Raw genomic sequence first — 24,939 nt, forward strand, 5'->3', positions numbered from 1 at the left:
TGTGCCAGATCTCGCATGAAAATGGTTGAAACCGGCATGATACCTACTTTAGGTGACCACCCAAGAGAGAAGATTGATCCATCCCCATTATAAAAAGAAAAATTTTTAGAGGTGAAAGGAGGAAATCAAAGTTTGAATACCCAAATCTATATGATAAGACACGGCGACTCACCGAAAGAAGGTCCTGAACGGACACGTGGACTAACGGAAAAAGGGATAGCCGATGCCCCAAAAGTGACCGAGCTGCTGAAAAAGGAAGACATGGACGTCGTGGTATCAAGTCCCTACCTGCGCTCGATACTGACGGTGGAAGGGATAAGTCAGCATATCGGACAATCTGTGATCGTGGAAGAAGACCTGAAGGAACGAATCTTTTCCACAAATAACAACCGGATTTCCGACCAGGAACTCGGACCATTGCTGGAGGCGTCGTTCCGCGACCCGAATTTTTCCTTAGAAGGTGCGGAAACCAATGCCGAATGTCAAAGGCGGGCCGTTGCCGTATTGGATACTCTCTTACATACACATGAAGGAAAGAAAATTGCAGTCGGCACACACGGAGCCATCATGACGCTGATGATGGGCCATTATGACTCCCGCTATGATTTAGATTTCCTGCACAGTACATCCAAACCGGATATTTACCGGATGGAATTTAATGGTCACGAACTTGTAAGGGTTCAGCGGTTGTGGACAGAAGCGAAGAGGGTGATGACATGAGTGAAGTACCAATCAGATGTACAGGAGTCGCCGTCGTATTACTGAAAAAAGAGGATGACCAACACAAAGTATTACTCGTGAAAAGAGCCGAATCTGTCTTGAAAAATGAATGGTGCTATATCGGCGGAGGGATCGAGGGAGGAGAAAAAGCCTGGGAAGCCGCATACAGAGAGGTGGAAGAAGAGACAGGCATCACAAACCTTTCCTTATATTCTGCCAACACCTTTGATCGGATTTATTCCATTGAAGGGAATTACATATACATCGCGCCTGTGTTTGTGGGATTCGTACCAGGTGATCAGGAAGTGGCGTTGAACGAAGAGCATAGTGATTATAGATGGTTATCCTTTGAAGATGCAGTGGGCATTGTGTCTTTACCTGGAAATGAGGAAGTACTATCGTTCATTGAGAAGCATTTCGTAAAGAAAGAAGCTCCTGATTATTTACTGGTTAGACGTTGAGACGATTTATTAGATATCTTTTCATATATAAAGGAAATATAAGCTCGAAAATAGAATGATTAACCTATACACTTTTCAAAAATGGAGGCCGAAAGATGGACGTTTTTATAAATCAATATGAATGGATCCGCCGTACGAGAGAATTATTATTCCGTTATTGTGAAACCATGTCCCAAGCGGATTATGTAAAAGAACTTGAATCGTTTGGAGGAGACTCCATCCGTAATCTGCACGTTCACGTAGCGGATTGCTATCGTGTATGGCTGGGAAGTCGTGCTCTGGGTCGGTCCCTTCCTAAAATCACTGCAGATTCCGCAAACACTGTAGAGGAAATGCGTGACATTTTCAGGAAGACAGATGACCTGCTTCATGAATTTCTAGAGGAGTTCAAAGGGAAGTGGGATTACACCATGCACATATCCTTCGGGGAAGGTGATAGTGCAGAAATCTCAGCTTTATGGCTGTATACGCATACTGTCACACACGAATTTCATCATAAAGGACAAATCGTGAAAATAGGTAGACAGCTGGGGTATATACCTCCGGATACAGATCTCATTGAGCCTTAATGAATAGTCGGCAAGCTGATTTTAATCGTTCAGATTGGTAGTCAGACTTGCCGGAACTATTCACAGTTCCCTGAATTTTCATTCCACACCAACGGTTTTACTCCTCCTCTCCAACAAAACCGTATCCCGCCAAACGCCATCTTCCCGATCCTTTCCCTGCGGCCGACGATACGAAAGCCATTTTTCTCATGGAGCCTCATGCTTGCCAAATTTTCCGGGAATATTCCTGCCTGCAGTGTCCAATAGCCGTGTTTTTCACTCTCTTTCACTAAGCTATGGAGAAGAAGACTGCCAATCCCTTTACCCGCATGCTGGTTTGAAACGTACACGCTCACTTCGGCAACCTCTTTGTATACACATCTGCTTGAGACAGGACTTAGGGCAGCCCAGCCTAATATGGAATCCCCTGACCTCGCTACGATGCGACCGATTACTATATGGCTGGCATTCCATTCTTCCCAGGACGGAATGCCTTTTTGGAATGTTGCGTTCCCCGTCTCGATTCCTTCTTTGTAGATGGTAGCTACTTGATTCCAGTCATCCTTTTTCATCTCATCTATAATTCTCATTTGCATGTAAGCCCCCTTTTCCTTAGAATAATGCAGAAATGTCTTGTTATCTACATATAAGTGAACTATTATATAAGCATACATTTATATTCAGGGGGTGAGTGGATGGCTGATTTAGACAAAGCGGCAACGATTTTAAAGTTGCTGGGGGATAAGACCCGGTTAACCATGGTAAAGATACTGGATACGAACGACTGTTGTGTTTGTGAATTTGTGGAGATTTTCAAAGCAAGCCAGCCCGCCATCAGTCAACACGTCAGAAAATTAAAGGACGTGGGGATTGTAAGGGAAAAGCGGCGCGGTCAATGGATCATTTACTCCCTTAACCGCGAGAGTGAATACTTTCCGATGATCCAAAGCCTCCTGGACTACCTGCCGAATCAGGACTTCAAACTGAAGGAATTAGAGGAGCAGGGCTTACGCATTTCATGTGAATAATAGGAGGTAAAAAAGGAATTATGACTATATTAGCATCAGTGATTTTTCTCATCACCCTCGTGCTTGTCATTTGGCAGCCGAAAGGACTTTCCATCGGATGGTCAGCCATTGGCGGAGCCATCTTGGCATTGATCGTGGGGGTTGTCGATTTCAATGACGTGGTCGATGTGACAGGCATCGTCTGGAATGCGACATTGGCATTTATTGCAATCATTATTATTTCTCTCATTCTTGATGAGATCGGATTTTTCGAATGGGCTGCGTTGCATATGGCAAGGGCGGCAAACGGTAACGGTGTGAGAATGTTCGTCTACGTTTCACTTTTAGGAGCTGTGGTCGCGGCCCTTTTTGCCAACGATGGAGCGGCTCTGATCCTTACACCGATCGTGCTTGCGATGGTAAGGAACCTGAATTTTAGTGAGAAGCTTGTGTTTCCGTTCATCATAGCCAGCGGATTCATCGCGGATACAACATCTCTTCCTTTAGTGGTGAGTAACCTGGTGAACATTGTGTCGGCTGACTTCTTCGGAATCGGATTTGTGGAGTTTGCATCCCGAATGATCGTTCCTAACCTGTTTTCTTTAGGGGCAAGTATATTGGTCCTTTATCTCTTCTTCCGGAAGAGCATCCCGAAGAATTATGATGTCTCCGATCTTAAGAAACCGGTGGATGCCATAAAGGATATCAAGATGTTCCGCCTTTCCTGGGTGGTGCTCTTGATCCTACTTGTCGGCTATTTCGCCAGTGAATTCATCGGTCTGCCTGTATCCATTATTGCAGGGGTCGTGGCCATTTTCTTCTTATTTATGGCCAGAAGAAGTGCAGCGGTGAATACGAAAACCGTCATCAAAGGCGCTCCGTGGGCGATTGTGTTCTTCTCGATCGGCATGTACGTGGTCGTGTATGGCCTTCGTAATGTAGGGCTGACGGATGTGCTTTCAGATGTCATCCAGGTGACGGCGGATCAAGGATTATTCGCTGCTACGGTCGGAATGGGATTCATCGCGGCGATCCTATCGTCCATCATGAACAATATGCCGACAGTTATGATCGATGCATTGGCGATTGCCGGTACGGATACGACCGGTGTCACCCGTGAAGCGTTGATCTATGCAAACGTCATCGGCTCGGATTTAGGACCGAAGATCACCCCGATTGGATCGCTGGCCACATTATTGTGGCTCCATGTCCTTTCATTAAAAGGAGTGAAAATCTCCTGGGGCACGTACTTTAAAACAGGAATCATCCTGACCATCCCAACCCTATTCATCACACTGGTCGGGCTTTATATCTGGTTATTAATCATCTAACAAACACTAGAGGAGAGATTCAATATGTCAAAGAAAACCATCTACTTTTTATGTACAGGGAATTCATGCCGAAGCCAAATGGCGGAAGGCTGGGCGAAAAAACATTTAGGTGACGAGTGGAATGTTTACAGCGCAGGAATCGAAGCGCACGGTTTAAATCCTAATGCGGTAAAAGCGATGAAAGAGGTCGATATCGATATCACGAATCAAACATCTGATATCATCGATCCTGAAATCCTGAATAACGCTGATCTTGTTGTCACACTATGTGGAGATGCAGCGGATAAATGTCCAATGACACCTCCTCATGTGAAACGTGTTCATTGGGGATTCGATGATCCTGCAAAGGCGGAAGGTACCGAAGAAGAGAAATGGGCATTCTTTCAGCGCGTACGTGATGAGGTTGGGGAAAGAATCCATCGTTTTGCGGAGACCGGTGAATAAAAACGGATAGGTAATAGTCGATACAACAGAATCCCTTCGGCCAGTGGGCCCAAGGGGTTCTGTCATTTTACGATCATCACGGGACACTTCACTCTCTTCGCTACTTTATGACTCACGCTTCCCAAGACCATTTCCTGAAGAGTGTTCAATCCTCTGCTCCCAATAACCACTGCATCAAATTGGTGTTCGTTCGCATGCTTGACGATCGTGGGACCCGGTTCCCCGTGTAAATAATGCGTTGTATAGTTAATCTTCGCATGTTTGATTTTCTGTTCGATGAGTATAAGCTTCTTCTTTCTATGATCAGCGGCATCGGTCCCCCAATGCTGCAGTACATCGTCTCTTGATTGTCTCCCATCAATGACATACACCACTTCAATGGTGCCGTTTTTTTGGCAGGAGGCAAGGGCGATGGCTTTTTCAGTTGCTCTAATAGAATGGTCCGACCCATCTGTTGCTAATAAAATTTTATTGAACATGATTGAATCTCCTTTCTATGTTGTTTCGAGATATGTAAGGTATTCGACTATCATCATCAAATATCCTTTACACTCATTTATGTAAAATTAATGGAAGGTTGAATCCTGTCGAAAATGAACGTATTTATAAGAAAATGAAAGAAAACGAGGTTTGTGAACGTTTAATTGGAGGCTTCACAATAGGTAGGATTCGTTATATAATGGCCCTTGTGTTTAACGGACCCGACTTTCATGAGAGTTGAAAGTCAACAACAAAATTTTTGAAAAAGAGGTGCATAATGAATTTATCAACAATTAAATCTCAGTGGTTTGGAAACATCCGAGGGGATGTCCTGGCAGGAACGGTTGTAGCCATGGCTTTGATTCCGGAGGCCATTGCGTTCTCGATCATAGCAGGTGTCGATCCGATGGTAGGATTGTACGCTTCCTTCTGTATTGCCGTGGTCATTGCGTTTGTAGGTGGGCGTCCCGGCATGATATCCGCCGCGACCGGTGCGACCGCTCTGGTGATGGTCAATCTTGTGGCCGATCATGGGCTGCAGTATCTATTGGCCGCCACCATTCTGACCGGTGTCATTCAGATCATTATGGGTGTATGTAAGTTAGGACGATTAATGAAGTTTGTTCCGCGTTCCGTCATGATCGGGTTTGTCAATGCCTTGGCTATCCTGATCTTTACGGCGCAATTACCACACTTTGTAGGGGAGTCATGGGTGATGTACGCGATGGTTGCCGGAGCGTTGGCGATTATTTATATTCTTCCACGCTTCACCAAAGCGGTTCCTTCACCATTGGTTGCCATCATTGCCATCACAGTGGTCGCTGTTTTGATCAATAGTGATGTGCGGACTGTGGGTGACATGGGGCAGCTGACTCAGTCGTTACCGATTTTCCTGATCCCGGATATTCCATTTACCTTTGAAACCTTACAGATTATCTTTCCCTATTCGCTTTCCATTGCGATTGTCGGATTGGTTGAGTCCTTATTGACCGCATCCATCGTGGATGATATGACGGATACAACAAGTGATAAGAACCAGGAAGCAAAGGGACAAGGGATTGCGAATATCGTTTCTGCTTTCTTTGGCGGAATGGCTGGTTGTGCCATGATCGGTCAATCAGTCATCAACGTGAAGTCAGGCGGGAGAGGACGTTTGTCTACTCTGGTAGCCGGTGTTTTCTTAATGATCTTGATCCTGTTATTGAACGATTTCCTTGTCACCATTCCAATGGCTGCGTTAGTCGGTGTGATGTTCATGGTTTCCATCGGGACATTCGATTGGGCTTCCATCAAGAATCTTCACAAAACGCCATTAACGGATACGGTCGTGATGTTGGCGACGGTCGTGACCGTGCTCTTTACACATGATTTATCAAAAGGGGTACTGGTTGGAATCATTTTGAGTGCCGTATTCTTTGCCTCCAAGATTTCGAAAGTGAAGATCACGACGCTATCCACCGATCAACCGCATAAAAAGGTGTATCGGGTTTCGGGTCAATTGTTCTTTGCTTCCGTAACGGAGTTCGTTGAATCATTTGATTTTACTGAACAGGTGAAGGAAGTGACATTGGACCTTACAGATGCCCATCTTTGGGATGACTCAGCTGTAGGGGCCATTGATAAAGTGGTCATCAAATATCACCAGAACGGTGTGAAGGTCACCTTGATCGGATTGAATGAAGAAAGCAATAAACTTGTGAACAGGCTGTCTGTTCACAATCAGCCGGGCGGACTTGATAAAGCCGTCGGACATTAAAAGGAAGCTCTTTGTCTATGAACGACAAAGGGCTTTTTTGTTTTCGTTTAAAAAAAGAATCTCATGTAGAACAAATTATTGATCATTTTCTTGAGTAGTTTGCGTGGGTTTGGAATAATGAGGAGAGAGCGGACGTTCCCCATGGTTTAGCAGAGCCATTTGCCCCTCGAAAAACTACTTTCTCGTGGAGATTCTTCTTGATCATAAAGGAGAACCGCCAACCAATCGAGAAATATCTACATAAGAGATGATGCAAGCTTATAACAAGGGAATGATAAAGATGAATCTACAATATGAAGTAATTCCTGAAGAAGAGACCGAATGCTGCCGGGATCTTTGCAATGAACTGATGCTCTTCCAAAAGTCGAAAGCATCCATTGCGCCGGAACGGTTTGACAGCATGAATTTTGAAACTCGGATGCTGCCGTCTATAGAAAATGCCGTACATAATTACCTAGTGGTCGTGAAGGATCACGATCGACAGGACGAAATCATCACCTATGTGTATACGAACACCTCACCAAAGGAAGCCGATTCGAATGACTTTGCCACGTTTTTCGACCTTTTGACTGTCCAAAGAGAGAACGTAGGGTGTCTCTCGCAGTTTTACATAAAAGAAGGGTATCGACAATTTGGAATCGGATCGAAACTGTACACTATGTCGATGGAATGGTTGGCAGAGTTTGACGATGTCGAGGATTATTTTGTCTTCACCTCGAATGGAAATGATGATGCTCTGGGATTTTATCAGAGAAAGGGTTTCACGATCTCCCATGATATTCTGGACGGTTTTATTACGGTCTTGCGAAGAAAAGCAGAGATAAGGAGGAGTTAATATGGACGTCTTTTCAAGCTATTTAGAAGGTATTGATCATCCCGATCATCGTACGAGGATGGAGGAAATCCTGACCTGGGTGCAGGAAACATTCCCACAACTGGAACCAGCCATCAAGTGGAATACCCCGATGTTTACCGATCATGGTACCTTTATCATCGGGATCTCGACTGCGAAGCACCATGTGAGTGTAGCGCCGGAAGAAGTCACAATGGCACATTTCGCCGACCGCATTAAAGAAGCCGGTTACAGTGCGACCAAAGGTTTATTTCGCATTCCGTGGAAAAATCCAGTCGATTACAGACTGCTTGAAGATATGATTACCTATAATATTCAAGAAAAAGTAGAATTCACTGGATTTTGGCGAAAATAGAGGGAAGGAGTGTTGCATGTGATCAAGCCAAATCGCAAGGTTGATGGATTCATTAAAAAAGCGAAGCAGTGGCAGGAAGAATATGAAAGACTGAGAAGCATCCTTCTTTCCTTTGAAGAGCTGGAGGAGGAAATCAAGTGGATGCATCCTTGCTACACGTTAGAGGGAAAAAACATCGTGTTGATGCATGGATTCAAAGACTATTGTGCCCTCTTGTTTCACAAAGGGGCGTTACTCAAGGATCCTCAAGGGATTCTGATCCAACAGACGGAGAATGTGCAGGCAGCCCGCCAGGTCCGGTTCACCAATCCTCAGGAAATCATCGAAATGAAAGAGATCCTGAAAGCGTATATTCAGGAAGCCATTGAAGTGGAAAAAGCAGGTCTCACAGTGGAGCTGAAAAAGACGGAAGAATATCCTGTCCCAGATGAACTACTGCAGAAATTCGAGGAAATGCCGGAATTGAGAACGGCTTTTGAAAACCTGACGCCGGGTCGTCAGAGGGCATATATCCTTTATATATCCAAAGCGAAACAAGCAAAAACCCGGGAGTCGAGGGTCGAAAAATATGTGCAGCATATTTTGGATGGTAAGGGAATGAATGACTAAAGAAAAAAGTGCAGGCAGTTTGATGATTTACTCATCTACTGTCTTTTGAAACAGGAAAATAAAGAAGCGATGAAGCATCAGAGGGCTTATCCCTTCTTTATATTTCCATAAAAAGGACTTGCGGCTTCCACTGCGAGTTTCGCCTGAAGCTGGGAGACAGTGAGGAATTCATACCCTTCTTTCTCAAGCATGGTCAATAATCCAGGAAGGGCATCGGCCGTAGTGGAATGAACATCATGAAGGAGGATGATGGCCCCGGGAGTCAATTCCTTCTCTACGGTAGAGTGGATGGCGTTCACCTGTTGGTTCTTCCAATCAAGTGAATCGACGGACCATAAGACGATGGACGATCCGTTATCGTGGGCAAGGCGTTCGACCTCTCCATCGATGGCCCCATAAGGAGGGCGCAGGACTGAGGGGAGCTGACCCGTGGCACTCATGATCTTCTGTCTGGAGGCGAGGACCTCCTTCGTCATTTGCTCCTTAGAGATTTTCGTCAAGTCTTTGTGATGGTCAGAATGATTGCCGATTTCATGCCCGGCTTCTGCAACACCCTTTGCCACTTCCGGGTATTTCTCTGCCTGACTGCCGAGCATGAAGAATGTGGCATGAACGTCATGGTCTTTCAACACCTTAAGAATCCGTGGTGTGACGTTGGGGTCCGGTCCGTCATCGAAGGTTAGGGCGACGTATTTTCCAGGTTCAATTGATGCCTTTGCCACGTCCAAGGAATCCGCAATCTTTTCATCCAGAAAGGGAAGGATGACATGAATCGGAATGTTCAACTCGGTGGGCCCGGATTCATCGATCTCATTAAAGTACAGGGTGAGTGCTGTTTCGTTGAGGGACCAGTTCCATGAGGCTGGATCCTGTAACACCTTTTGCACTTTAGGTTCAGGATGTCCCATGAGGCGGTTCCGGATCATATTTCTCGCCTCTTTATTTATCTCCATGATGTCAGGTAGCTTGACGATCTTCTTTTCAGCAGCATTAATGGTAAACGTCTTTACGTGTTCTATACCCCTGACGTCATCCACCAGCTGATAGGAATGAAAGAGTATGTGAAAGGTATCATCTCTCGCTTTCACACTGTCTGCCTGAATGACAAGGTGGGCGCGTGAGCCATTACCCAGCTGCCTCTTGTTTTCCTTCACTTTTTCTAAAAAGGCTTTCTTTTCATTGTTAATCCATCCTTGGATGGGTTTTTTTATGCTCTTATCTTCCATTTTCGGTGTTTTGATGGACATCGTATATGTATCCGCATTCTTGGTTTCCGTTTTAAAGTCAATGGTCAGAGGGGACGCATTGCCTGACTCAGGCTCGAATCGAATGGCCTCGACAAGCTGCGTCATTCCATAAATGAATGAAATACCGACCACAGCCAACACCACCCAACCTGGCCAGCGTATCCTTCTGAAGGGAATCTTCTTCAACATCTCGTATCCTCTTTTCTGGTAAAAAAGTCATCCTTAAAAAACCAAACAATTCCAATTATTTCAAATTATTCATGATAATTCAATGATTCTTTCACGATTTTTAAATAAAATGGGAAAGAGTGGATGAACATGAAACTTCTTCACCCTTACAATCGTCTATTAAGAAGAGAGTTTTCAGGGACAGGTTAGGTGGGTTTATGGAGAGTAAGTGGAAAAAGTTCGATTTGGATTTAATGTTTCTTGTGTTTGTGTTTATGATCATCAGTTGCGTGTCGATTTACAGTGCGCAGAAATATTTGCCTTACGAAGACAATTTCGCTATGAAGCAATGTATATGGTTCATCGGCGGGGCTATTTTGACCTCCATCGTGTACTACTTTGATTTTGAACAGCTTAGAAGGTTATCCCCTTATTTGTACGGATTTGGCATCCTGCTACTTGCCTTCCTGATGCTGGCCCCTTCAAGCATTGCACCCATCATAAAAGGAACGAAAGCTTGGTTTTCCATTCCCGGCTTCGGTTCATTGCAGCCTTCGGAATTTATGAAGGTCTTTCTTATTCTCTTTTTGGCTCAGGTCATTTCACGACACAATGAAACGGTTGAGGAGAGGACCTTATCTTCGGATGGATTTTTACTGTTTAAAGTCGTGGCCATCACCTTCATCCCCTTGGCGTTTGTACTGAAGCAGCCAGATGCAGGGACAGGGATGGTCATCATGTGCATCATGATCGGCATGATCTTTATATCAGGAATCAATAAATATATTCTCATGCTCTTATCCTTTCTTGGGGTATCAAGCATCGCTTCACTGGTATGGCTGTTCATGTACCGCCCGGAAGTATTGTTATCGTTTATGGGTCAGTATCAACTGGATCGAATCTACTCCTGGCTAGATCCGTTCGGAAACGGCCAGGGGATTGGCTATCAATTGAGATTATCCATTCTTGCGTCAGGATCAGGCAAGATGACGGGAAAAGGATTCAACGACGGGCAAGTTGCCGTGCCTGAAGCCCATTCCGATTTCATCTTCACGGTCATTGGAGAGGAATTCGGGTTTGTCGGATCGTCCATCGTCCTGTGCCTGTATTTCGTGTTGATTTATAAAATCATCACCATCGTCCTACGGAATAAAGGTCAATATGAAATACTGATCGGGGCAGGCATCATCTCCATGCTGACATTTCATATTTTTGAAAATGTGGGAATGGTCATCGGACTGGTCCCGATCACCGGGATTCCCCTTCCGATGCTCAGCTACGGAGGAAGTTCCGTACTCGGTACGATCTTCGCCTTGAGCATCATCAATAACGTGTCGGCTACCACCAATGTGTATATGTTCGGGAGTAAAGAGTAAGGAGGAATAGGATGAAAAAATGGTGGATTCTATGGGTGCTGTCAATTCCCATTTGGTTGATATCATACGTCTATTCCATCTTCATCACGGGCAAAATCGCCTATTTACCCCAGTCTGAGTGCAAACCGATGTTCATTTTTACCCCCCAGGATGTACAGTACTGTAGTGATATTTACCCGGTGGATGTGGTGCTCATTGCCTTAAAGACGAACCCGTTCACCTATATTTGGCTGCTGAGCGGCTTGTACGTGGTGGGGTTTATCGTGTATGTGATCTTAAAAAAAAAGGAAAAAGGAGCTGAACACATTGGCAACGTGGATGGTACATTTCAGAATAGCAGAGAATCTATTGAATAGTGGCTTAAAGGTAGCGGAGAAAGAATTTCTCGTAGGGAATATAGGTCCGGATTGCGGTCTGCCTGATCAGGAGACAGGAATCTTTTATCCTGACAAAATCGCCACCCATTTTAAGGATGATGGGAGCATAAATCCTGATTTGTTTTTGAAAAAATACATACAGGAGGAAGACGATTTTACTGATCCCCGCTCTTCTTTTTATTTAGGTTACTATCTTCATCTCGTGACCGATGTGGAGTGGAGCCGGATGCATCGTGAAAAGAAGAAAGAACCGGTTTATCAAATGATTCTCGGAACGCCTGAATATACGAAAAAGGTAAAAGGGGATTGGTATGGCTCGGACTTTGTGTACTTACAGGAAAACATGGAAACGATTTTCCATCGGGTTTTCCAACATATTGATCGTTTCCCGGATTACCTGGACATCTTTCCGGAAAATCAGATTACGAGACAAATCAAGCGGATCACGGAGTTTTATCTTAGCGACTCGTATGCCTTCGCTTTGGATCCGAATTATCCATTTGACTATTTAACCCCGGATGAAATTTCACGGTTTGTTGAGGAGACGACGGAGAAGCTCGTAGATACACTGGATTCTAGGTTTCAAAGAGATACTCTTTGGAATATGAATCGAACCAATCTTATGAATACCTGAATCTACTTACACTGATCATTGTGACAGGCTATCATGGTAGGAAAAAATCCTAAGCAAGAGGTGAGAATATGGATTTCCTTATAAAAGTCATTCTATACATCGTCTTCTTGCTGGGAGCCCTTTATTTTTATTTCGGGGGCACGAAAAAAGCCAAAAATGGCCACTACACTTTCATCATGGTCATCAGTGTGGCGTTATTAAGCTACTATTATTGGTTCCACATTCAACTATAGAAATGAAATCCATAGAAAGTGAGTGCCTGCGCAGATGAACAGCATCCTGAATGGACTCTATCAATTTATTTTGTATATTGGTGTATTCATATTGATTTTTTATGTTAGTGAAAAAACAGTCAGGAAGAAATGGAATATTGTGAGGAGGCCTGAAGCGGAGGAAGTCAATACCCTGCATAAATGGGGGAAACGGATTCTGTGGATCATTTTCTTCGTGAACGTCGTATTTTTTCCAGCAGGGATAAAGAATATGTTGATCATCATGGTTATTTTCCTATTTAACGCTTGTATGCAATGGAAGTCGGGAGAGAAAGAATACATCATTACCCTACTCGGCCTCGTTATATTCATTGTATTTATTTCGCTAGGGTACACGTTCGATATTTTTTCTGAATAATAAAAGGGAGGCATCACCCTATCACAGGATGATGCCTCCCACCATATTAGCTCGAACGCGACATGAGTGTCTCCTCGGGTGCCTGTTCTATCTTCTTGATGAAGAAGGATAGTACTAAGCTAACGGCTCCGATAATCATGATGGCGAAGTAAGTATCGTTGATGCCCCCGATCGATGCTTCCATGATCATATGGGCTTTCGATGCACCTGTGCCTTCCATCATAATGTCCTGGAGATGATCTTTCGTCCGGCTCGTCATGATCGTAACTAGGAGGGACGTCCCAATGGCACCGGCGACCTGCCTTGCCGTATTGGAAATGGCGGTCCCATGTGAATGGAGACTTGATGGGAGCTGGTTCAGCCCGGCCGTCTGCAACGGCATCAGGAAGAGGGCCATCCCTATTCGGCGTCCGGCGTACATCAGGATCAGATGCATATAGCTCGTGGAATCTGATAAATCCGTAAACGCGTACGTCGTGACCAGTATGATGGTGATTCCGATCACTGAAAGCCATTTTGCCCCGAAACGGTCAAACAATCTTCCCACCGCAGGACTCAACAGCCCCATCAGTAAAGCTCCCGGCAGCATCAGGAATCCCGCTTCTAACGCGGTGAATCCACGGGCGTTTTGAAGATACAAAGGGAGCAGGATCATATCTGCATACATGACCATCGTAATCACGCAATTAATGAGGGTGGTCAACGTGAACATATTGTAGCGGAATGCTCTAAGATCAAGAAATGGTCGTTCTGTGACCAGCTGCCTCCATGAAAAGAGCCCGACGGCCACAACCCCGACAGTCAATGTGGCAATGACCTCCAAACTGCCCCAGCCTTCACTTCCCGCTTCACTGAACCCATAAAGCAGGGCTCCGAATCCAATCGTGGAAAGGATCAAGCTGATTATATCCATCTTGCTTTCAATCGTTTCCGACACATTCCTGAGAAAAATGAATCCGCACACGATGATGATCAGAATGAACGGAATCATTCCATAAAATAACGTCTGCCAAGGGAACACATCAAGGACATAGCCTGTCAGTGTCGGGCCGATCGCCGGAGCGAAAATGATCGCCAGGCCGACGGTTCCCATGGCGGTTCCCCTTTTTTCCGGAGGATAGAGTTTCAGTACTACATTCATCAAGAGCGGCATGATGATCCCTGTGGACGCAGCCTGAATCAGCCGTCCCGTAAGCAAAACGGGGAAATTGGGTGCGAGGGCCGAAACAATCGTACCCACCAGAAAGATCACCATGGCACTCAGGAATAACTGCCTATTCGTATAGCGCTGCATTAAAAAGCCGGTGACGGGAATCAGTACCCCGTTCACGAGCATGTAGCCCGTCGTCAGCCATTGCCCGGTGGACGCATCAATGCTGAACACATCCATGATCGTGGGTAGGGCGACGGTCATGGTGGTTTGATTAAATATCGTAAAGAAGGCACCCAGGATCATGATGGTCATGACGGGTCCTTTTTTTATGGAGCTTGTAGCGGTACTCAATCCTATCCACTTCCTTTCGTAGGCTTAATTTACAATGTGTAGTATACTAAACAAAACATAAATTAAATTATAGAATCTATCCCGGAAGCTTTCAATGAACAGTACGGTGTGTTGTGTTGATTAGTTTACACTCTGAAAGACCTTGTTGTTTAATACCGTGAAACTAAACAGAATCAACGAAATCGTCAATTAGTCTAGGGGAAAGGAGAGATGCTATGAGTAATAAGAAGAAACAGACCGATCCGAGGATCCTCCGAACACGCCAGCTGCTGAAGGACGCCTTTGTCCAATTGCTGCAAGAGATGGATCTTGAGAAATTAACCGTCAATCGGCTCACAGAAGCGGCCACTATCAATCGGGTGACGTTTTACCTGCATTATCAGGACATTTCGGATATGCTGGATAAGATGGCCGATGAGATGATCCTCGAGATTTCGAGCGTGTTAGGAGAACCGGAAACGGACGAACACCCGGATCATGAAGAAAATATCAAGGTGCTGGAGAGATTCCTTGAACATATCTCACTGAATGGGAAGTTTTATAAGACGGTTCTTGCGACGAGAAGAATCCCTATTTTCAAAGAGAGGATCCTGACCTTTTTCACAGACTGGCTTGTCACTAGGATTGAAAGCAGGGGGGAGGCGTCTTTCGTACAAAAAGCAGGCATCCAGCAGGAGATCTTCATATGGTACGACGCCGCGGCGATCATCGGAACCATTGAATCGTGGCTTCGCAATGATATGCCATATACCCCTGCATTTCTGGCACGGCAATTTTACTTGATCCATACAAGAGGATTCGATCAATCAAATGATGAAAGGAGGGAGACAACGTGACGAAAGAAGATTTGGAATACAAAGTCAACGAAGTGAAATTAGATTATATCCGCATCCAGGGGGACTTGGAGAAGCTGGAGTCCTTTGGCAGAAACACGGATATCCAGCAAAGGAAACTGGACGAACTCGAGACTGAGCTTTCAGATTTACGTAAGCAGCTGGAAGCGATCGATGTTTGATGAATATTGAGGTGCAAAGGAAAATAGATATATAGAAAGACAAAGGGTACAAGTCTCATCTTGTACCATGCTCTTTGAATGGAGCTGATTTCTATGCATCGAAACCGGGACAGACAGGTCAATATCGTCATTATGGTGCTCTTATGCATCCTGATCTTTCATATTATCCGCATCATCCTCCATGTAAGAGTCTATTTTGTATACAGCATGGGGATGGGCTATCTTTTATTTCTGGGAATGATCATTTTCCTTATTCTTTTCCTGTTATTTAAAAGATGAAGCAAGGGGCACACTTCTGGATTGGAAAAGTGCCTCTTTTTTTTGTTGGGGAGAATCACATATAGGAAAATTATGTTAAAATATAGAGAGTGCTAAAATCAAGAAAACGGAGGTTATCTATGAAAAACATGAATTCATTGGCTTTACTTGTGTCGCTCATCGTATTAGTCGGGTTTCCCATTCTATTTCTCTTCGTCTCTTTGTACACGGGAGATTGGCGATATCTCATGTGGAGTCTTCCCCCATCATTTTTAGCCGGATTTACCGGGTTGATCTTGACACTTCAAACGATTAAAAAAGAAAAGAGTCTATCGAAATAAATAACAAGATAATGAAGACAGCGAGGGTCGGAATGTACATCTCTAAATTAAACCATGAACATCTCACAGATGACCAAATGTCACAACTATTATTCTCTTCTATTCATGACGATCAATTAAAAGGGGATTGTATCTTTGTTGCAGGCAGTAGCAAAGCAGTGAAGTACCGATTACCGAAAGCGGTGGAGCTTTATAAAGAGGGAAGGGCTGGTAAGATCTTGTTTTCCGGTGGTGTGAAGTGGCCGGAAAATGAGTATACGGAAGCACTTCAATTAAAGAAAGAAGCAATATCATTAGGAGTTTCGGAGAAAGATATCTTAACAGAAGACCTTTCCCTTCATACCCTTGAAAATGTGCTTGCTTCCCTACTCGTCTTGGATCGGGAATTTCATTTGCACAATATCCGGCGCCTGCTCGTCGTGACGACTTCCTATCATATGAGAAGGCTGCACCTGACACTAAAAACGTATATGCCGGACTGGATCTCATTCACCCTATGTGCTGTGGATGATGACAATACCAACGAAGATAATTGGTTTCGGAGTGAAACTGGTGTCAAACGTGTTCACGGGGAAACGGAGAAACTGATTCGGTACGTGAAGCAGGGTGCTTTGGAGGATGAGGATATCGATATTCACTTAAACACAGGAGCGATAACATGAAAAAAGAAAAAGTGTATCCAAGATTCTGGATGTTCTCCATATTCTTCACCGGCTTTTGGGTTCTATATGGCTGTTTTATCCTGTTCCAGGATATAGTCATCGAAGATCATTTCGATAGTCAGCCACTTTATCTGATCGGGGGCATGACCATTATGTTGGTACGTTCAGCGCAAGAATATAGAAGGACCAAAAGGCATGAGGAAGAAGTATCACAAAAATAAGAGGAAATCATGAAAGATTTTCTTCAATTAAAAGAGATTGAATTTTTTTACACGGGAAAGGAGGAGTGAGGGTTTGTTAAGGATATTAGGCACTGTTTTCTCTTTGGTGAGTTTCGTCTTGTTTACTTATGTACTGGTGATGCAGGAATTTAAATGGGTTGAACTCATGATGTTGATGGCTGGTCTGTCCTTTGGATTTATGGGAATAGAAGAAATTCAGAGAAATCACAAGGGTAGGGGATGGTTACTGCTCTCTGCAGGCTTGCTTTGGCTTTACTCCTCGCTTCAAGGATTTTTGTTCTTCCATTAATGAGACGGTCTTACTTATGATCTACCATCAATTTCTGCAAAATAACGGATAAGTGGCGATCCGGTGATCTGGAAATGACAGTGGGTTGGTCCCAGATATTTTTCACGATCATCAGGATCAACTGTGCCGTCTCCGTCCTGCATCCCGTCACCCGATAGCCTGTCCGGAACATAAACCTTTCATAATCCTGATAAAACCTCTTGAAAGAATGCTGATCCCTGGATAGTAAACAGGTCATCAGATCCACCTTCGTCATTCTCATAGTTTCTTCACCTCATTTTGCTTACCCTTGACCATACCCTTCTTCTTCCAATCGATAACTCCATTACCAACAATTCTTGAATATTTCTATTCTTATGTGGTATACATACGTTAAAAGGTGGTGCAGAAATGTCGATCAAAATAAATACTGCAGCCCTCCTTCTAGGCAGTGCATTTCTTTTATCAGCCTGCAGCGGAGACGGGACTGCATCCGATCAGGACGAAACCAATCAGACGGTGGACGAAAATCAAACGGACACATCCACGGATAACAACGAAAAAACCACTTCAGAGGACAATTCCGGTGAGGATAGGAACGCTGATGGTGGTAACGAGGAAGATGACGGAGATAAGAGTAGCGCAACGGATAATGATACTAGTAGTGAAAACGAGGATATTCAACAGCAAGACTATGATTCATCTGAAGAAGCAGCGGCTCAAATTGAAGGATATGAGAAGGTCGATCATACAAACATCGATCTGGGTCATGGAATCAAAGGACTCCAGGAAGGTGCTGCCGGTCACGAGTATCTATATTGGAATGAAGGTCGCTGGCTGATCAAAGTCGATTTCCCGACAGATCCTCAATACAAAATTGATGGATATGAAGGGGCAGAGGACTTGGCGAAGAAAGTCGTGGACTATTTAGAAAAGAATTACTTACCTGCGCCCGATGACAAAGGCGTGATCACGATCAACGGATTCAAGAAACATCCTGAAACCGTCGTGAAGTGGCAGGAAGGAAAGACCGTCTATACGGTCACATCCAAAGAGAAAGAGCCATTCGACGCACTCGAAAGGACCGTTGAATCAGAATGAAAAGGTGACCGGGTTCCGGTCACCTTTCTTTCTTCACCGATTCATTTCCTGAAGCTTTTTCACATGATCCGAGTGAAATGGAGATCCTTCCACCTCGTTCACCACGCTAAATGGATTTCCGTCCGGATCAAGGAAATCAAAAAAACGCATTCCTCCAAAGTCATCAATATCCGTTGTGACCACACCTTTGCCGTTCAATTCTTCATGAATCGCATCCACATCATTGACAACAAAATTGAAATAGCTGTTCTTCTGCTTTCCTTTAATGACAAACTCCGTCGGCTGCGGGGTTTCTACTTCAATCAACCCAAATTGGGTGGAACCATTTGGGAGGTAAAAACCGGCCCCCCCTTCCCAGGAATCAATTTTCTTCACCCCTAAATGCTCTTCATACCAGGCAGATGATTTCTCGAGATTCGTGACAGGGACAAACACACTTCCAATTTTAAACATCGTATCGTCTCCTTATAAATGAAATTCCTATGTATAACGAATATAATGAAGAAAAAGTTACAAAAAATGTGAGGTGACTGGAATGATTTTTGATGAGCTGGAACAAACGGTCAACAAACTGTACCGATATTGCTTAAAACTATCAGGCTCACCCTGGCAGGCAGAAGATCTTGTACAGGAAACATTATTGAAAATCTATCGATTGAAAAAGTTCGATCCGGGTCGGGAGTTCACTTTCTCTTTTCTATACCAAGTGGCCAAAAACCTTTTCATTGATGAAAAAAGAAAGAAGAAGGAGTTTCCTTCTACTCATGAAGACATTCGGAAAGTAAGCGATCCTACCGAATTCGACGCTTTGATTGAGATCCTTCTTGCTGCACTCCCCCTGCAACAGGCGATGCTCCTCACCCTGAAAGATGTATTTAACTATAAGACTAAGGAAATCGCCGCAATGCTCAGGGTCGGTGACGAGTCCATCAAGACAGCTCTTCATCGTTCCAGAAAAAAACTGAATGACGCTCCGGAAGATCTGCCTGTTCCTGAATTCTTCCATCCCCAATTGATCCAGGGACTCTCAATCGCAATCAAGCAGTCGAACCCGTCCCGGATTTTTCAATACTATCGCCTGTTGGAAACGCGCCATTATAAGGTGAAGAGATTTAAAGGAGGTGCTGTCTTTCATATCATCGACCCTGACGGGAATATTCTGGAGGTTGCTTCCACTCTTACCACTACTTCATCAACCCTCTAATGGACCCATGACCTTATACGTATGAATTGATATCGTAACGTAAACAAATATTTACATAGACTTTAATTTCCCCCTCTTGTATTCATACTGACTTAATCATCTCATGTTTTACTAGAATAGTAGCAAATACTTGAGGAGGTATTACAGATGAAAAAAAGACTATCAATCGGATTATCGATGGCGTTACTCGCATCTTCATCCTTAACAGCAATGGCTCACGACCATGAAGGTCACGGTAAAAAGAAAGATTCACACAAGAAAATCGAGAGTGTTGAATTCTCTTCCATGAAAGCTCCTGAAAATATTAAAAACATGGTAAAAACGTATACAACAGCAACCGTTAAAGTGACCTATAAAGATGGGTCAGTGAAAGAACTGCCTCTTAACTATGATCAACTCTATCTGTCGAAAGATAAAATCGTCGACAATAAAGGGGAAATGATTCCAGCAGGTACACCGATCGACGTGAACGGAGATCCGATCATGGACGAGAGCGTTCCATCGAATCCCTCTTATTTCATCTCGGACGCTCCGGATTCCAACAGCTTTTTGAAGAAAGGGAACAGATCGTTCATGGTTTCCCACTTTGAATACGATTCTCAAAATAATGCCGGCGAGGAGATTTCCGGTCTTCCTGCGTCCATGACCCTATCTGAACTTGACCATGATAAAAAAACGGGCAAGCTTTCAGTGAAAGAAGCCCATAAGATTGATTTCTCAAGTGTCAATGGGCTATGGAATCCATGTAACGGATCCACAACGGATTGGGGCACACACCTTGGTTCAGAGGAATATGAGCCGGATGCACGAGAATTTCAAAACAAAGATTCCGATGCGTATAAAGAAGTAAGCAACTTTGCCAACTATTACTTCCATGATGAATCCAAAGCAAATCCTTACAATTACGGATGGATCCCCGAAATCAGTGTTTCACATGACGGAAAGCCTTCTGTCGTAAAGCATTACAGCACTGGGCGCTTCTCTCATGAAATGATGCAAGTCCTTCCTGATAACAAAACGGCGATTTTCGGTGACGACGGTGGCAATACGATGATGTTCATGTATGTAGCCGATAAAGCAAAAGATTTCTCAGCAGGAACTCTATATGCGGCTAAGTTCAACCAAACCGGTACAGAGAAAGGCGGATCTGGAGATTTAAACTGGATCAAGCTTGGGCACGGCACAGACAAAGAAATCAAAGACATAATCGACGGTGGAGTGACATTCAGCGATATTTTTGAAACAACGGAAGAACCAACAGAAGGATTTACGGCTGTTGAGACGAACTCTCATGATTCAGTGGAATATCTAAAAGTGAAACCAGGGAAAGAAAAAGCGGCAGCATTCTTAGAACCTCGCCGTTACGGTGCCATCCTTGGAGCGACTTCAGAGTTCAACAAAATGGAGGGTCTTGCTGTCAACGCGGAAGACCATAAAGCGTATATGGCCATCTCTTATCAAGAAGGAAGCATGGAAAAGCAGGATGGAGCCGTTCAGGACGACATTCAACTTCCGAAGATTGAATCGGGTGTCACATATGAATTGAATCTTCAAGAAGGTCAAGCAGATCGTGACGATGAGAAGATCGACAGTGACTATGTTCCAGGAAGCATGAACGGATTCGTTTTAGGAGAGGACCTCTCTTCTCCGGATGCGCTTGGAAATACGGCAAACCCGGAATTAGTAGCAAACCCAGACAACCTGAGCTTTTCAGAAGATCTGAATACCCTCTTCATAGGGGAAGACAGCGATATGCACACGAACAACTTCGTGTGGGCCTATGATGTGAAAACGAAAAAGCTTTCCAGAATCCTTTCAGTTCCGGTCGGAGCAGAAGCAACGGGATTACGAGCGGTGGATTCCATGAAAGATTCAAATTATGTCCTAAGCAATTATCAACATCCAGGGGCGGATCTTGATGAGAAGGAAATCACAGCAGTCGATAAAAACGAATTGGAACAAGCGATGAAAGATACGCTAGGCATCATGGAAACGGGCGGAGTCGGCTATATTTCCGGTATCCCTGGTGTGAATACAAATGGTGAACACCACCATAAAGGCCATCACGATAACAAAAAGGAAGATCGTGAAGATCACGATTCAGAAGAATAAACTAAGATGAAAATAGGTCTGTCACCGACACGTTAAAGCATTAGCGTGAAGGGGGCAGTCCTCTTTTTTATGAAAAAAATAGCCTTTGAGTTAATTATTGAGTTATTCATCTTGGTTTGAAATAATTGGTATATGAGTGATGGATAAGGAGGGGGAAAATGCGCAACGATCGATTCTTTCTGGAATTGGCGCTTGAAGAAGCCGAAAAAGCATTAAACAATCAAACATATCCGGTAGGGGCTATCATTGTGGATGAAAATCAGAACATCATCTCCACAGGGAGAAACCGTGTCCATTCTCATCAGGATGCAACGGCCCATGCAGAAATGGACGCGATCCGAAATGCAGGTTCGTCCATTTTCAAAGCGAAAATAGAAGGTGAGCCATTAACGATCTACACTACTGTGGAACCGTGTCTCATGTGCACAGGCGGGATCCTTTTCGCTAAAATCAGGAAAGTGGTGTGGCTGCTCAATGATGGGGAAGGATTTGGCGGATATAAAAAAGTGAACGCTGCCGGCATCTTTGAACGAAAACTTAACGAAGTCGATGTACTGGAAGAACCGTATGCCGATTTAAAGTCGAAGCAGCTCGAACTCATGAGACAGTGGGAGGAGAGCCCCAATCATGTGGTGAACTTGAGGAAAACATTCAAAAAGGGAGGATGAAATGGTTTATTTTATCATTGGCATCATAGTAGTATTGATCATCTTTTTAATGAAGAAAGCATCAAAGCCGGAACCACTGCAGGAAAAACGTTACGAAATTTACAGCTATGTCGTAATGGAAGACGAAGACGAAGAGGTATTCCGTGAAGCAGATCAACCATTGTGGGATATCTCAGAGCGTCATTCATTCCTGCATCCCGGACAGATCTTGTGCAAGGTAGATCGCTACAAGGATGTACATCAAGAAGAATGGGACGAAATCAGAAAGTATTCCGGCTTCACTAAAGACAAAGAACCTTATTACATATTCTTCGATGAGTACCGTGCAGACAAAGACCGGCCGACCATAATGCCCTGGGATCAAAAGGTTTTCGAAACACATGATCTCGAGGAAGTGAAGAAGTGGTGTGAGAAGTTTGAAGAAGAAATCTTGGGGAAACATGACGTGTATGTAGGGAAGGTGTATGACCCCAAGTAATGATGGAGGAAAAAGGACATGGCCATTGATCAAGTGATCCGAACATTATTTGCACAATATTCAAGACGCCCTTCGATCAACCGTCCCTTCATCGTCGGGATCGATGGTTTGGGTGGATCGGGGAAGACGACCCTCGCACGAAACGTGAAACAAGAATTCATGCTCGCAAAGTGTGACGCGGTCATCTTGCATATGGACGACTACATTGTGAAAAGGAGCGAACGGTATGGAACAGGGAACGAGGAATGGTATGAATATTACGCCCTTCAGTGGAATATTGAACAGCTCAGGAAAGAACTTTTCCAAAGGTTACATGGGGGCTGTAACTCTATCACGTTACCTTTCTATGAATCCAGTTCGGACTCAGTCGTATCGAAACCCATCCACCTTGACGGGGTAAGGGTGGTCCTGATTGAAGGCGTCTTCCTCCAGCGGAAGGAATGGCGTGATTTCTTCGACTTTGTGATTTTTTTGGACTGTCCCACCGAACTCAGAACCGAAAGAGTCATCGGGCGGGACACCTATCTAGGGGATGAGCAGGCCAGGGTCGAAAAGTATAGGAGAAGATACTGGCTGGCAGAGGATCATTATCTTCTTCACGAAAATCCGGCCGGACAGGCAGACTATATTGAAAGAATCTGAAAATGTCGTAAATTGTTGAAATATTCTCTATCTTCATCTGTTTTTTGTTAAAATAGAACCATATATAAACAGAAGGCGAATGGTGCCCAGATGAGTATAGTGAAAGATTTCCTGCTGCAGCTCACCCTCATGATCATACCGATATTCAGTTATTTCACCTTTATTCTGGAAAAAGTAAAGAATGACCGCACAATCAAGATGTTCGTAGCCCTATTGTGGGGAGTGTCCATCGTGTTATGTATGTCATTCCCGGTGGAATATTTGGGTGGAGACCGCCTCGATTTACGATTTATTCCGCTCCTTCTTGGGACATTATACCTCGGGATGTGGCCGGGGTTATTGCTGTCCGCCCTGATTATCTTCTATCGCATGACCTCGGGAATTACCATTGGACTCTATACGACAATCCTTGTTCTTGTCATCACCCTGCCTGTCATTTTATACGTTCAACGAATGTTTATGCGGGAGAAAAAGGATCGAAGAGTGATGATTGCAGCGGGATTATCTTTCCTATATTGCCTCTGTGGCATGACGGTGTTCAGTCTAATGAATGGAATCTCAATCCCCGTTTTGAAAGTACAGGGTATCCATCTTCTTTTTACAGTGGCGGTTACCTGTTTCTGTACGGTATTGATTGAAAAGATCCGCGAGACCCATCAGCTGAGGCTAGAGGTCCAGGATGCGGAGAAATTCAGGATGATCAGTGAGCTGACCAGTGTGTTTGCCCATGAAATCCGAAACCCCATGCAGGTGACCCGGGGCTTTCTTCAGCTCCTTGATGAGCCAGACCTGCCTCATCATAAAAAAGAGTATATCAAGGTGTCCATTGAAGAATTGGACCGGGCCAATGAAATCATCAACGACTTCCTGGCATTCGGCAAGCCTTCCATGAATACATTTGGGACCATCAATGTCGGTGAACAGTTAAAGCGTGTAACCACGCTCATTCAAACATTCAGCATAAACCAGCAGGTGGAGTTCAAATCCGATATAGCGGATGACTGTTGGATTAAAGCAAACCCTCAGAAGCTGAACCAGTCCCTGATCAATATCCTGAAAAATGCCGTGGAATCCATGCCGGATGGTGGAACCGTCTGGATCGCCTGTCACTCATCCGATGCCGGACATATCAGGATCACCATCAAAGACCAGGGAATCGGCATGAACACGAAACAAGTCGACCGCCTCGGCTCTCCCTATTATTCTCTCAAAGAAAAGGGTACCGGTCTCGGGATAATGGTCAGCTTTCAAATCATCCGTTCCTTCAAAGGGCGCATCACCGTGGAAAGTGAAGAAGGGGTCGGTACGGAGTTTGTTATCGAATTTCCCCGTGTTGAAACGTGAAAAACGGCTTAGACCTTTATTGGTCAAAGTCGTTTTTTCTATGGCTCCCACAAAAAATTCGACGTAGCTGCTCGATTCCAATCGAAACCGGCATGATTAAATCC

The 24,939-nt window shown here is 44.4% G+C and carries 35 protein-coding genes; 29 read left to right on the forward strand and 6 right to left on the reverse strand.

The window, feature by feature from the left end; translation table 11 throughout:
- Positions 1-132: 132 nt before the first annotated feature.
- The 3 genes from P8596_RS05450 (at position 133) to P8596_RS05460 (ending at position 1,750) form a co-directional block, all read left to right on the forward strand.
- On the forward strand, positions 133-720 hold the full coding sequence (locus P8596_RS05450; protein ID WP_224520885.1) for a histidine phosphatase family protein: 588 nt from the start codon (positions 133-135) through the stop codon (positions 718-720).
- On the forward strand, positions 717-1,181 hold the full coding sequence (locus tag P8596_RS05455) for an NUDIX domain-containing protein (RefSeq protein ID WP_224520884.1): 465 nt from the start codon (positions 717-719) through the stop codon (positions 1,179-1,181). Before P8596_RS05450 ends, P8596_RS05455 begins: the two co-directional genes overlap by 4 nt.
- 95 nt (positions 1,182-1,276) lie before the next feature.
- Positions 1,277-1,750, forward strand: coding sequence for a DinB family protein (locus tag P8596_RS05460; RefSeq protein ID WP_224520883.1), 474 nt, complete (start codon positions 1,277-1,279; stop codon positions 1,748-1,750).
- Between the two features lie 56 nt (positions 1,751-1,806).
- Here P8596_RS05460 and P8596_RS05465 read toward each other — a convergent pair whose 3' ends face one another.
- On the reverse strand, positions 1,807-2,325 hold the full coding sequence (locus P8596_RS05465; protein ID WP_318020781.1) for a GNAT family N-acetyltransferase: 519 nt from the start codon (positions 2,323-2,325) through the stop codon (positions 1,807-1,809).
- A gap of 99 nt (positions 2,326-2,424) precedes the next feature.
- On the opposite strand from P8596_RS05465, the gene P8596_RS05470 reads away from it, so the two are divergent.
- The 3 genes from P8596_RS05470 to arsC are packed head-to-tail and all read left to right on the forward strand — an operon-like array spanning position 2,425 to position 4,511.
- A complete protein-coding gene (locus tag P8596_RS05470) occupies positions 2,425-2,757 on the forward strand; it encodes an ArsR/SmtB family transcription factor (protein ID WP_224520882.1) in 333 nt (110 codons plus the stop codon).
- A 20-nt stretch (positions 2,758-2,777) separates the two neighbouring features.
- Entirely contained in the window at positions 2,778-4,067 is a 1,290-nt protein-coding gene (locus P8596_RS05475; RefSeq protein WP_224520881.1) for an arsenic transporter, read from the forward strand.
- Between the two features lie 24 nt (positions 4,068-4,091).
- Positions 4,092-4,511: an arsenate reductase (thioredoxin) gene (gene arsC, locus P8596_RS05480; RefSeq protein ID WP_034762123.1), complete on the forward strand. Its 420-nt coding sequence runs from the start codon at positions 4,092-4,094 to the stop codon at positions 4,509-4,511.
- Between the two features lie 62 nt (positions 4,512-4,573).
- Here arsC and P8596_RS05485 read toward each other — a convergent pair whose 3' ends face one another.
- A complete protein-coding gene (locus P8596_RS05485; protein WP_224520880.1) occupies positions 4,574-4,990 on the reverse strand; it encodes a universal stress protein in 417 nt (138 codons plus the stop codon).
- Positions 4,991-5,268: 278 nt separating this feature from the next.
- On the opposite strand from P8596_RS05485, the gene P8596_RS05490 reads away from it, so the two are divergent.
- The 4 genes from P8596_RS05490 to P8596_RS05505 all read left to right on the forward strand — a co-directional run bounded on the left by P8596_RS05490 (position 5,269) and on the right by P8596_RS05505 (position 8,564).
- Positions 5,269-6,747: a SulP family inorganic anion transporter gene (locus P8596_RS05490; protein WP_224520879.1), complete on the forward strand. Its 1,479-nt coding sequence runs from the start codon at positions 5,269-5,271 to the stop codon at positions 6,745-6,747.
- Between the two features lie 280 nt (positions 6,748-7,027).
- Positions 7,028-7,582 carry a GNAT family N-acetyltransferase gene (locus P8596_RS05495; protein ID WP_224520878.1) on the forward strand — a complete coding sequence of 185 codons (555 nt, stop codon included), beginning with the start codon at positions 7,028-7,030 and terminating at the stop codon, positions 7,580-7,582.
- Between the two features lies 1 nt (position 7,583).
- The gene (locus P8596_RS05500) at positions 7,584-7,955 is read left to right on the forward strand and encodes an iron chaperone (protein ID WP_224520877.1); all 372 of its coding nucleotides are present in this window, start codon (positions 7,584-7,586) and stop codon (positions 7,953-7,955) included.
- Between the two features lie 18 nt (positions 7,956-7,973).
- On the forward strand, positions 7,974-8,564 hold the full coding sequence (locus P8596_RS05505; protein ID WP_397545330.1) for a YdeI/OmpD-associated family protein: 591 nt from the start codon (positions 7,974-7,976) through the stop codon (positions 8,562-8,564).
- 86 nt (positions 8,565-8,650) lie between these two features.
- On the opposite strand, the gene P8596_RS05510 is transcribed toward P8596_RS05505, so the two are convergent.
- Positions 8,651-10,000 (reverse strand): polysaccharide deacetylase family protein, encoded by a 1,350-nt coding sequence (locus tag P8596_RS05510; RefSeq protein WP_224520875.1) that lies wholly within the window; start codon positions 9,998-10,000, stop codon positions 8,651-8,653.
- Positions 10,001-10,197: 197 nt separating this feature from the next.
- Between P8596_RS05510 and P8596_RS05515 the strand changes: the two genes are divergently transcribed.
- From P8596_RS05515 to P8596_RS05535, 5 genes are all read left to right on the forward strand, one after another.
- Entirely contained in the window at positions 10,198-11,355 is a 1,158-nt protein-coding gene (locus P8596_RS05515) for an FtsW/RodA/SpoVE family cell cycle protein (protein ID WP_224520874.1), read from the forward strand.
- Positions 11,356-11,366: 11 nt separating this feature from the next.
- Entirely contained in the window at positions 11,367-11,711 is a 345-nt protein-coding gene (locus tag P8596_RS05520; protein ID WP_224520873.1) for a DUF4306 domain-containing protein, read from the forward strand.
- Positions 11,662-12,366, forward strand: coding sequence for a zinc dependent phospholipase C family protein (locus tag P8596_RS05525; protein ID WP_279726293.1), 705 nt, complete (start codon positions 11,662-11,664; stop codon positions 12,364-12,366). Before P8596_RS05520 ends, P8596_RS05525 begins: the two co-directional genes overlap by 50 nt.
- 68 nt (positions 12,367-12,434) lie before the next feature.
- Complete coding sequence (locus P8596_RS05530) at positions 12,435-12,599, forward strand: hypothetical protein (RefSeq protein WP_224520871.1); 165 nt, start codon at positions 12,435-12,437, stop codon at positions 12,597-12,599.
- 91 nt (positions 12,600-12,690) lie between these two features.
- Entirely contained in the window at positions 12,691-12,996 is a 306-nt protein-coding gene (locus P8596_RS05535; RefSeq protein WP_224520870.1) for a DUF4181 domain-containing protein, read from the forward strand.
- A 46-nt stretch (positions 12,997-13,042) separates the two neighbouring features.
- Here P8596_RS05535 and P8596_RS05540 read toward each other — a convergent pair whose 3' ends face one another.
- Entirely contained in the window at positions 13,043-14,461 is a 1,419-nt protein-coding gene (locus P8596_RS05540) for a DHA2 family efflux MFS transporter permease subunit (protein ID WP_224521144.1), read from the reverse strand.
- A 254-nt stretch (positions 14,462-14,715) separates the two neighbouring features.
- On the opposite strand from P8596_RS05540, the gene P8596_RS05545 reads away from it, so the two are divergent.
- From P8596_RS05545 to P8596_RS05575, 7 genes are all read left to right on the forward strand, one after another.
- Complete coding sequence (locus tag P8596_RS05545; RefSeq protein WP_224520869.1) at positions 14,716-15,336, forward strand: TetR/AcrR family transcriptional regulator; 621 nt, start codon at positions 14,716-14,718, stop codon at positions 15,334-15,336.
- Positions 15,333-15,515 carry an SE1832 family protein gene (locus P8596_RS05550; RefSeq protein ID WP_224520868.1) on the forward strand — a complete coding sequence of 61 codons (183 nt, stop codon included), beginning with the start codon at positions 15,333-15,335 and terminating at the stop codon, positions 15,513-15,515. The genes P8596_RS05545 and P8596_RS05550 overlap by 4 nt, the downstream gene beginning before the upstream one ends.
- A gap of 93 nt (positions 15,516-15,608) precedes the next feature.
- The gene (locus P8596_RS05555; protein WP_224520867.1) at positions 15,609-15,794 is read left to right on the forward strand and encodes a hypothetical protein; all 186 of its coding nucleotides are present in this window, start codon (positions 15,609-15,611) and stop codon (positions 15,792-15,794) included.
- 119 nt (positions 15,795-15,913) lie between these two features.
- Positions 15,914-16,114 (forward strand): hypothetical protein, encoded by a 201-nt coding sequence (locus tag P8596_RS05560; protein WP_224520866.1) that lies wholly within the window; start codon positions 15,914-15,916, stop codon positions 16,112-16,114.
- Positions 16,115-16,146: 32 nt separating this feature from the next.
- Entirely contained in the window at positions 16,147-16,776 is a 630-nt protein-coding gene (locus P8596_RS05565; RefSeq protein WP_224520865.1) for a YdcF family protein, read from the forward strand.
- A complete protein-coding gene (locus P8596_RS05570) occupies positions 16,773-16,997 on the forward strand; it encodes a hypothetical protein (protein WP_224520864.1) in 225 nt (74 codons plus the stop codon). The genes P8596_RS05565 and P8596_RS05570 overlap by 4 nt, the downstream gene beginning before the upstream one ends.
- 73 nt (positions 16,998-17,070) lie before the next feature.
- Positions 17,071-17,307, forward strand: a complete 237-nt coding sequence (locus P8596_RS05575) for a hypothetical protein (protein ID WP_224520863.1) — start codon at positions 17,071-17,073, stop codon at positions 17,305-17,307.
- 10 nt (positions 17,308-17,317) lie between these two features.
- Here P8596_RS05575 and P8596_RS05580 read toward each other — a convergent pair whose 3' ends face one another.
- A complete protein-coding gene (locus P8596_RS05580; RefSeq protein ID WP_159361500.1) occupies positions 17,318-17,569 on the reverse strand; it encodes a hypothetical protein in 252 nt (83 codons plus the stop codon).
- A gap of 128 nt (positions 17,570-17,697) precedes the next feature.
- Between P8596_RS05580 and P8596_RS05585 the strand changes: the two genes are divergently transcribed.
- Positions 17,698-18,387: a hypothetical protein gene (locus tag P8596_RS05585; RefSeq protein WP_224520862.1), complete on the forward strand. Its 690-nt coding sequence runs from the start codon at positions 17,698-17,700 to the stop codon at positions 18,385-18,387.
- A 33-nt stretch (positions 18,388-18,420) separates the two neighbouring features.
- Here P8596_RS05585 and P8596_RS05590 read toward each other — a convergent pair whose 3' ends face one another.
- Entirely contained in the window at positions 18,421-18,840 is a 420-nt protein-coding gene (locus P8596_RS05590; RefSeq protein WP_224520861.1) for a VOC family protein, read from the reverse strand.
- Between the two features lie 82 nt (positions 18,841-18,922).
- On the opposite strand from P8596_RS05590, the gene P8596_RS05595 reads away from it, so the two are divergent.
- The 6 genes from P8596_RS05595 to P8596_RS05620 all read left to right on the forward strand — a co-directional run bounded on the left by P8596_RS05595 (position 18,923) and on the right by P8596_RS05620 (position 24,835).
- Complete coding sequence (locus P8596_RS05595; RefSeq protein ID WP_224520860.1) at positions 18,923-19,591, forward strand: RNA polymerase sigma factor; 669 nt, start codon at positions 18,923-18,925, stop codon at positions 19,589-19,591.
- Between the two features lie 147 nt (positions 19,592-19,738).
- Positions 19,739-21,703, forward strand: coding sequence for a PhoX family protein (locus P8596_RS05600; RefSeq protein ID WP_224520859.1), 1,965 nt, complete (start codon positions 19,739-19,741; stop codon positions 21,701-21,703).
- A 158-nt stretch (positions 21,704-21,861) separates the two neighbouring features.
- Entirely contained in the window at positions 21,862-22,371 is a 510-nt protein-coding gene (locus tag P8596_RS05605) for a nucleoside deaminase (RefSeq protein ID WP_224520858.1), read from the forward strand.
- A 1-nt stretch (position 22,372) separates the two neighbouring features.
- Positions 22,373-22,849, forward strand: a complete 477-nt coding sequence (locus tag P8596_RS05610) for a hypothetical protein (protein WP_224520857.1) — start codon at positions 22,373-22,375, stop codon at positions 22,847-22,849.
- 18 nt (positions 22,850-22,867) lie between these two features.
- On the forward strand, positions 22,868-23,491 hold the full coding sequence (locus P8596_RS05615) for a kinase (RefSeq protein WP_224520856.1): 624 nt from the start codon (positions 22,868-22,870) through the stop codon (positions 23,489-23,491).
- A 90-nt stretch (positions 23,492-23,581) separates the two neighbouring features.
- Positions 23,582-24,835, forward strand: coding sequence for an ATP-binding protein (locus P8596_RS05620; protein ID WP_224520855.1), 1,254 nt, complete (start codon positions 23,582-23,584; stop codon positions 24,833-24,835).
- Positions 24,836-24,939 lie beyond the last annotated feature (104 nt).

The sequence above is a fragment of the Rossellomorea sp. DA94 genome, assembly GCF_029834455.1.
Lineage (GTDB): Bacteria > Bacillota > Bacilli > Bacillales > Bacillaceae_B > Rossellomorea > Rossellomorea vietnamensis.

Bases quoted from the DNA above. Each gene is read 5' to 3' on its own strand.
- P8596_RS05620 (WP_224520855.1), top strand. From the start codon at position 23,582: ATGAGTATAGTGAAAGATTTCCTGCTGCAGCTCACCCTCATGATCATA.
- P8596_RS05540 (WP_224521144.1), bottom strand. From the start codon at position 14,461: ATGACCATCATGATCCTGGGTGCCTTCTTTACGATATTTAATCAAACC.
- P8596_RS05475 (WP_224520881.1), top strand. From the start codon at position 2,778: ATGACTATATTAGCATCAGTGATTTTTCTCATCACCCTCGTGCTTGTC.
- P8596_RS05545 (WP_224520869.1), top strand. From the start codon at position 14,716: ATGAGTAATAAGAAGAAACAGACCGATCCGAGGATCCTCCGAACACGC.
- P8596_RS05460 (WP_224520883.1), top strand. From the start codon at position 1,277: ATGGACGTTTTTATAAATCAATATGAATGGATCCGCCGTACGAGAGAA.
- P8596_RS05560 (WP_224520866.1), top strand. From the start codon at position 15,914: ATGAAAAACATGAATTCATTGGCTTTACTTGTGTCGCTCATCGTATTA.
- P8596_RS05585 (WP_224520862.1), top strand. From the start codon at position 17,698: ATGTCGATCAAAATAAATACTGCAGCCCTCCTTCTAGGCAGTGCATTT.
- P8596_RS05510 (WP_224520875.1), bottom strand. From the start codon at position 10,000: ATGTTGAAGAAGATTCCCTTCAGAAGGATACGCTGGCCAGGTTGGGTG.
- P8596_RS05565 (WP_224520865.1), top strand. From the start codon at position 16,147: ATGTACATCTCTAAATTAAACCATGAACATCTCACAGATGACCAAATG.
- P8596_RS05590 (WP_224520861.1), bottom strand. From the start codon at position 18,840: ATGTTTAAAATTGGAAGTGTGTTTGTCCCTGTCACGAATCTCGAGAAA.
- P8596_RS05485 (WP_224520880.1), bottom strand. From the start codon at position 4,990: ATGTTCAATAAAATTTTATTAGCAACAGATGGGTCGGACCATTCTATT.
- arsC (WP_034762123.1), top strand. From the start codon at position 4,092: ATGTCAAAGAAAACCATCTACTTTTTATGTACAGGGAATTCATGCCGA.
- P8596_RS05520 (WP_224520873.1), top strand. From the start codon at position 11,367: ATGAAAAAATGGTGGATTCTATGGGTGCTGTCAATTCCCATTTGGTTG.
- P8596_RS05555 (WP_224520867.1), top strand. From the start codon at position 15,609: ATGCATCGAAACCGGGACAGACAGGTCAATATCGTCATTATGGTGCTC.
- P8596_RS05570 (WP_224520864.1), top strand. From the start codon at position 16,773: ATGAAAAAAGAAAAAGTGTATCCAAGATTCTGGATGTTCTCCATATTC.
- P8596_RS05615 (WP_224520856.1), top strand. From the start codon at position 22,868: ATGGCCATTGATCAAGTGATCCGAACATTATTTGCACAATATTCAAGA.
- P8596_RS05600 (WP_224520859.1), top strand. From the start codon at position 19,739: ATGAAAAAAAGACTATCAATCGGATTATCGATGGCGTTACTCGCATCT.
- P8596_RS05495 (WP_224520878.1), top strand. From the start codon at position 7,028: ATGAATCTACAATATGAAGTAATTCCTGAAGAAGAGACCGAATGCTGC.
- P8596_RS05470 (WP_224520882.1), top strand. From the start codon at position 2,425: ATGGCTGATTTAGACAAAGCGGCAACGATTTTAAAGTTGCTGGGGGAT.
- P8596_RS05580 (WP_159361500.1), bottom strand. From the start codon at position 17,569: ATGAGAATGACGAAGGTGGATCTGATGACCTGTTTACTATCCAGGGAT.
- P8596_RS05610 (WP_224520857.1), top strand. From the start codon at position 22,373: ATGGTTTATTTTATCATTGGCATCATAGTAGTATTGATCATCTTTTTA.
- P8596_RS05530 (WP_224520871.1), top strand. From the start codon at position 12,435: ATGGATTTCCTTATAAAAGTCATTCTATACATCGTCTTCTTGCTGGGA.
- P8596_RS05455 (WP_224520884.1), top strand. From the start codon at position 717: ATGAGTGAAGTACCAATCAGATGTACAGGAGTCGCCGTCGTATTACTG.
- P8596_RS05465 (WP_318020781.1), bottom strand. From the start codon at position 2,325: ATGCAAATGAGAATTATAGATGAGATGAAAAAGGATGACTGGAATCAA.
- P8596_RS05500 (WP_224520877.1), top strand. From the start codon at position 7,584: ATGGACGTCTTTTCAAGCTATTTAGAAGGTATTGATCATCCCGATCAT.
- P8596_RS05490 (WP_224520879.1), top strand. From the start codon at position 5,269: ATGAATTTATCAACAATTAAATCTCAGTGGTTTGGAAACATCCGAGGG.
- P8596_RS05605 (WP_224520858.1), top strand. From the start codon at position 21,862: ATGCGCAACGATCGATTCTTTCTGGAATTGGCGCTTGAAGAAGCCGAA.
- P8596_RS05595 (WP_224520860.1), top strand. From the start codon at position 18,923: ATGATTTTTGATGAGCTGGAACAAACGGTCAACAAACTGTACCGATAT.
- P8596_RS05515 (WP_224520874.1), top strand. From the start codon at position 10,198: ATGGAGAGTAAGTGGAAAAAGTTCGATTTGGATTTAATGTTTCTTGTG.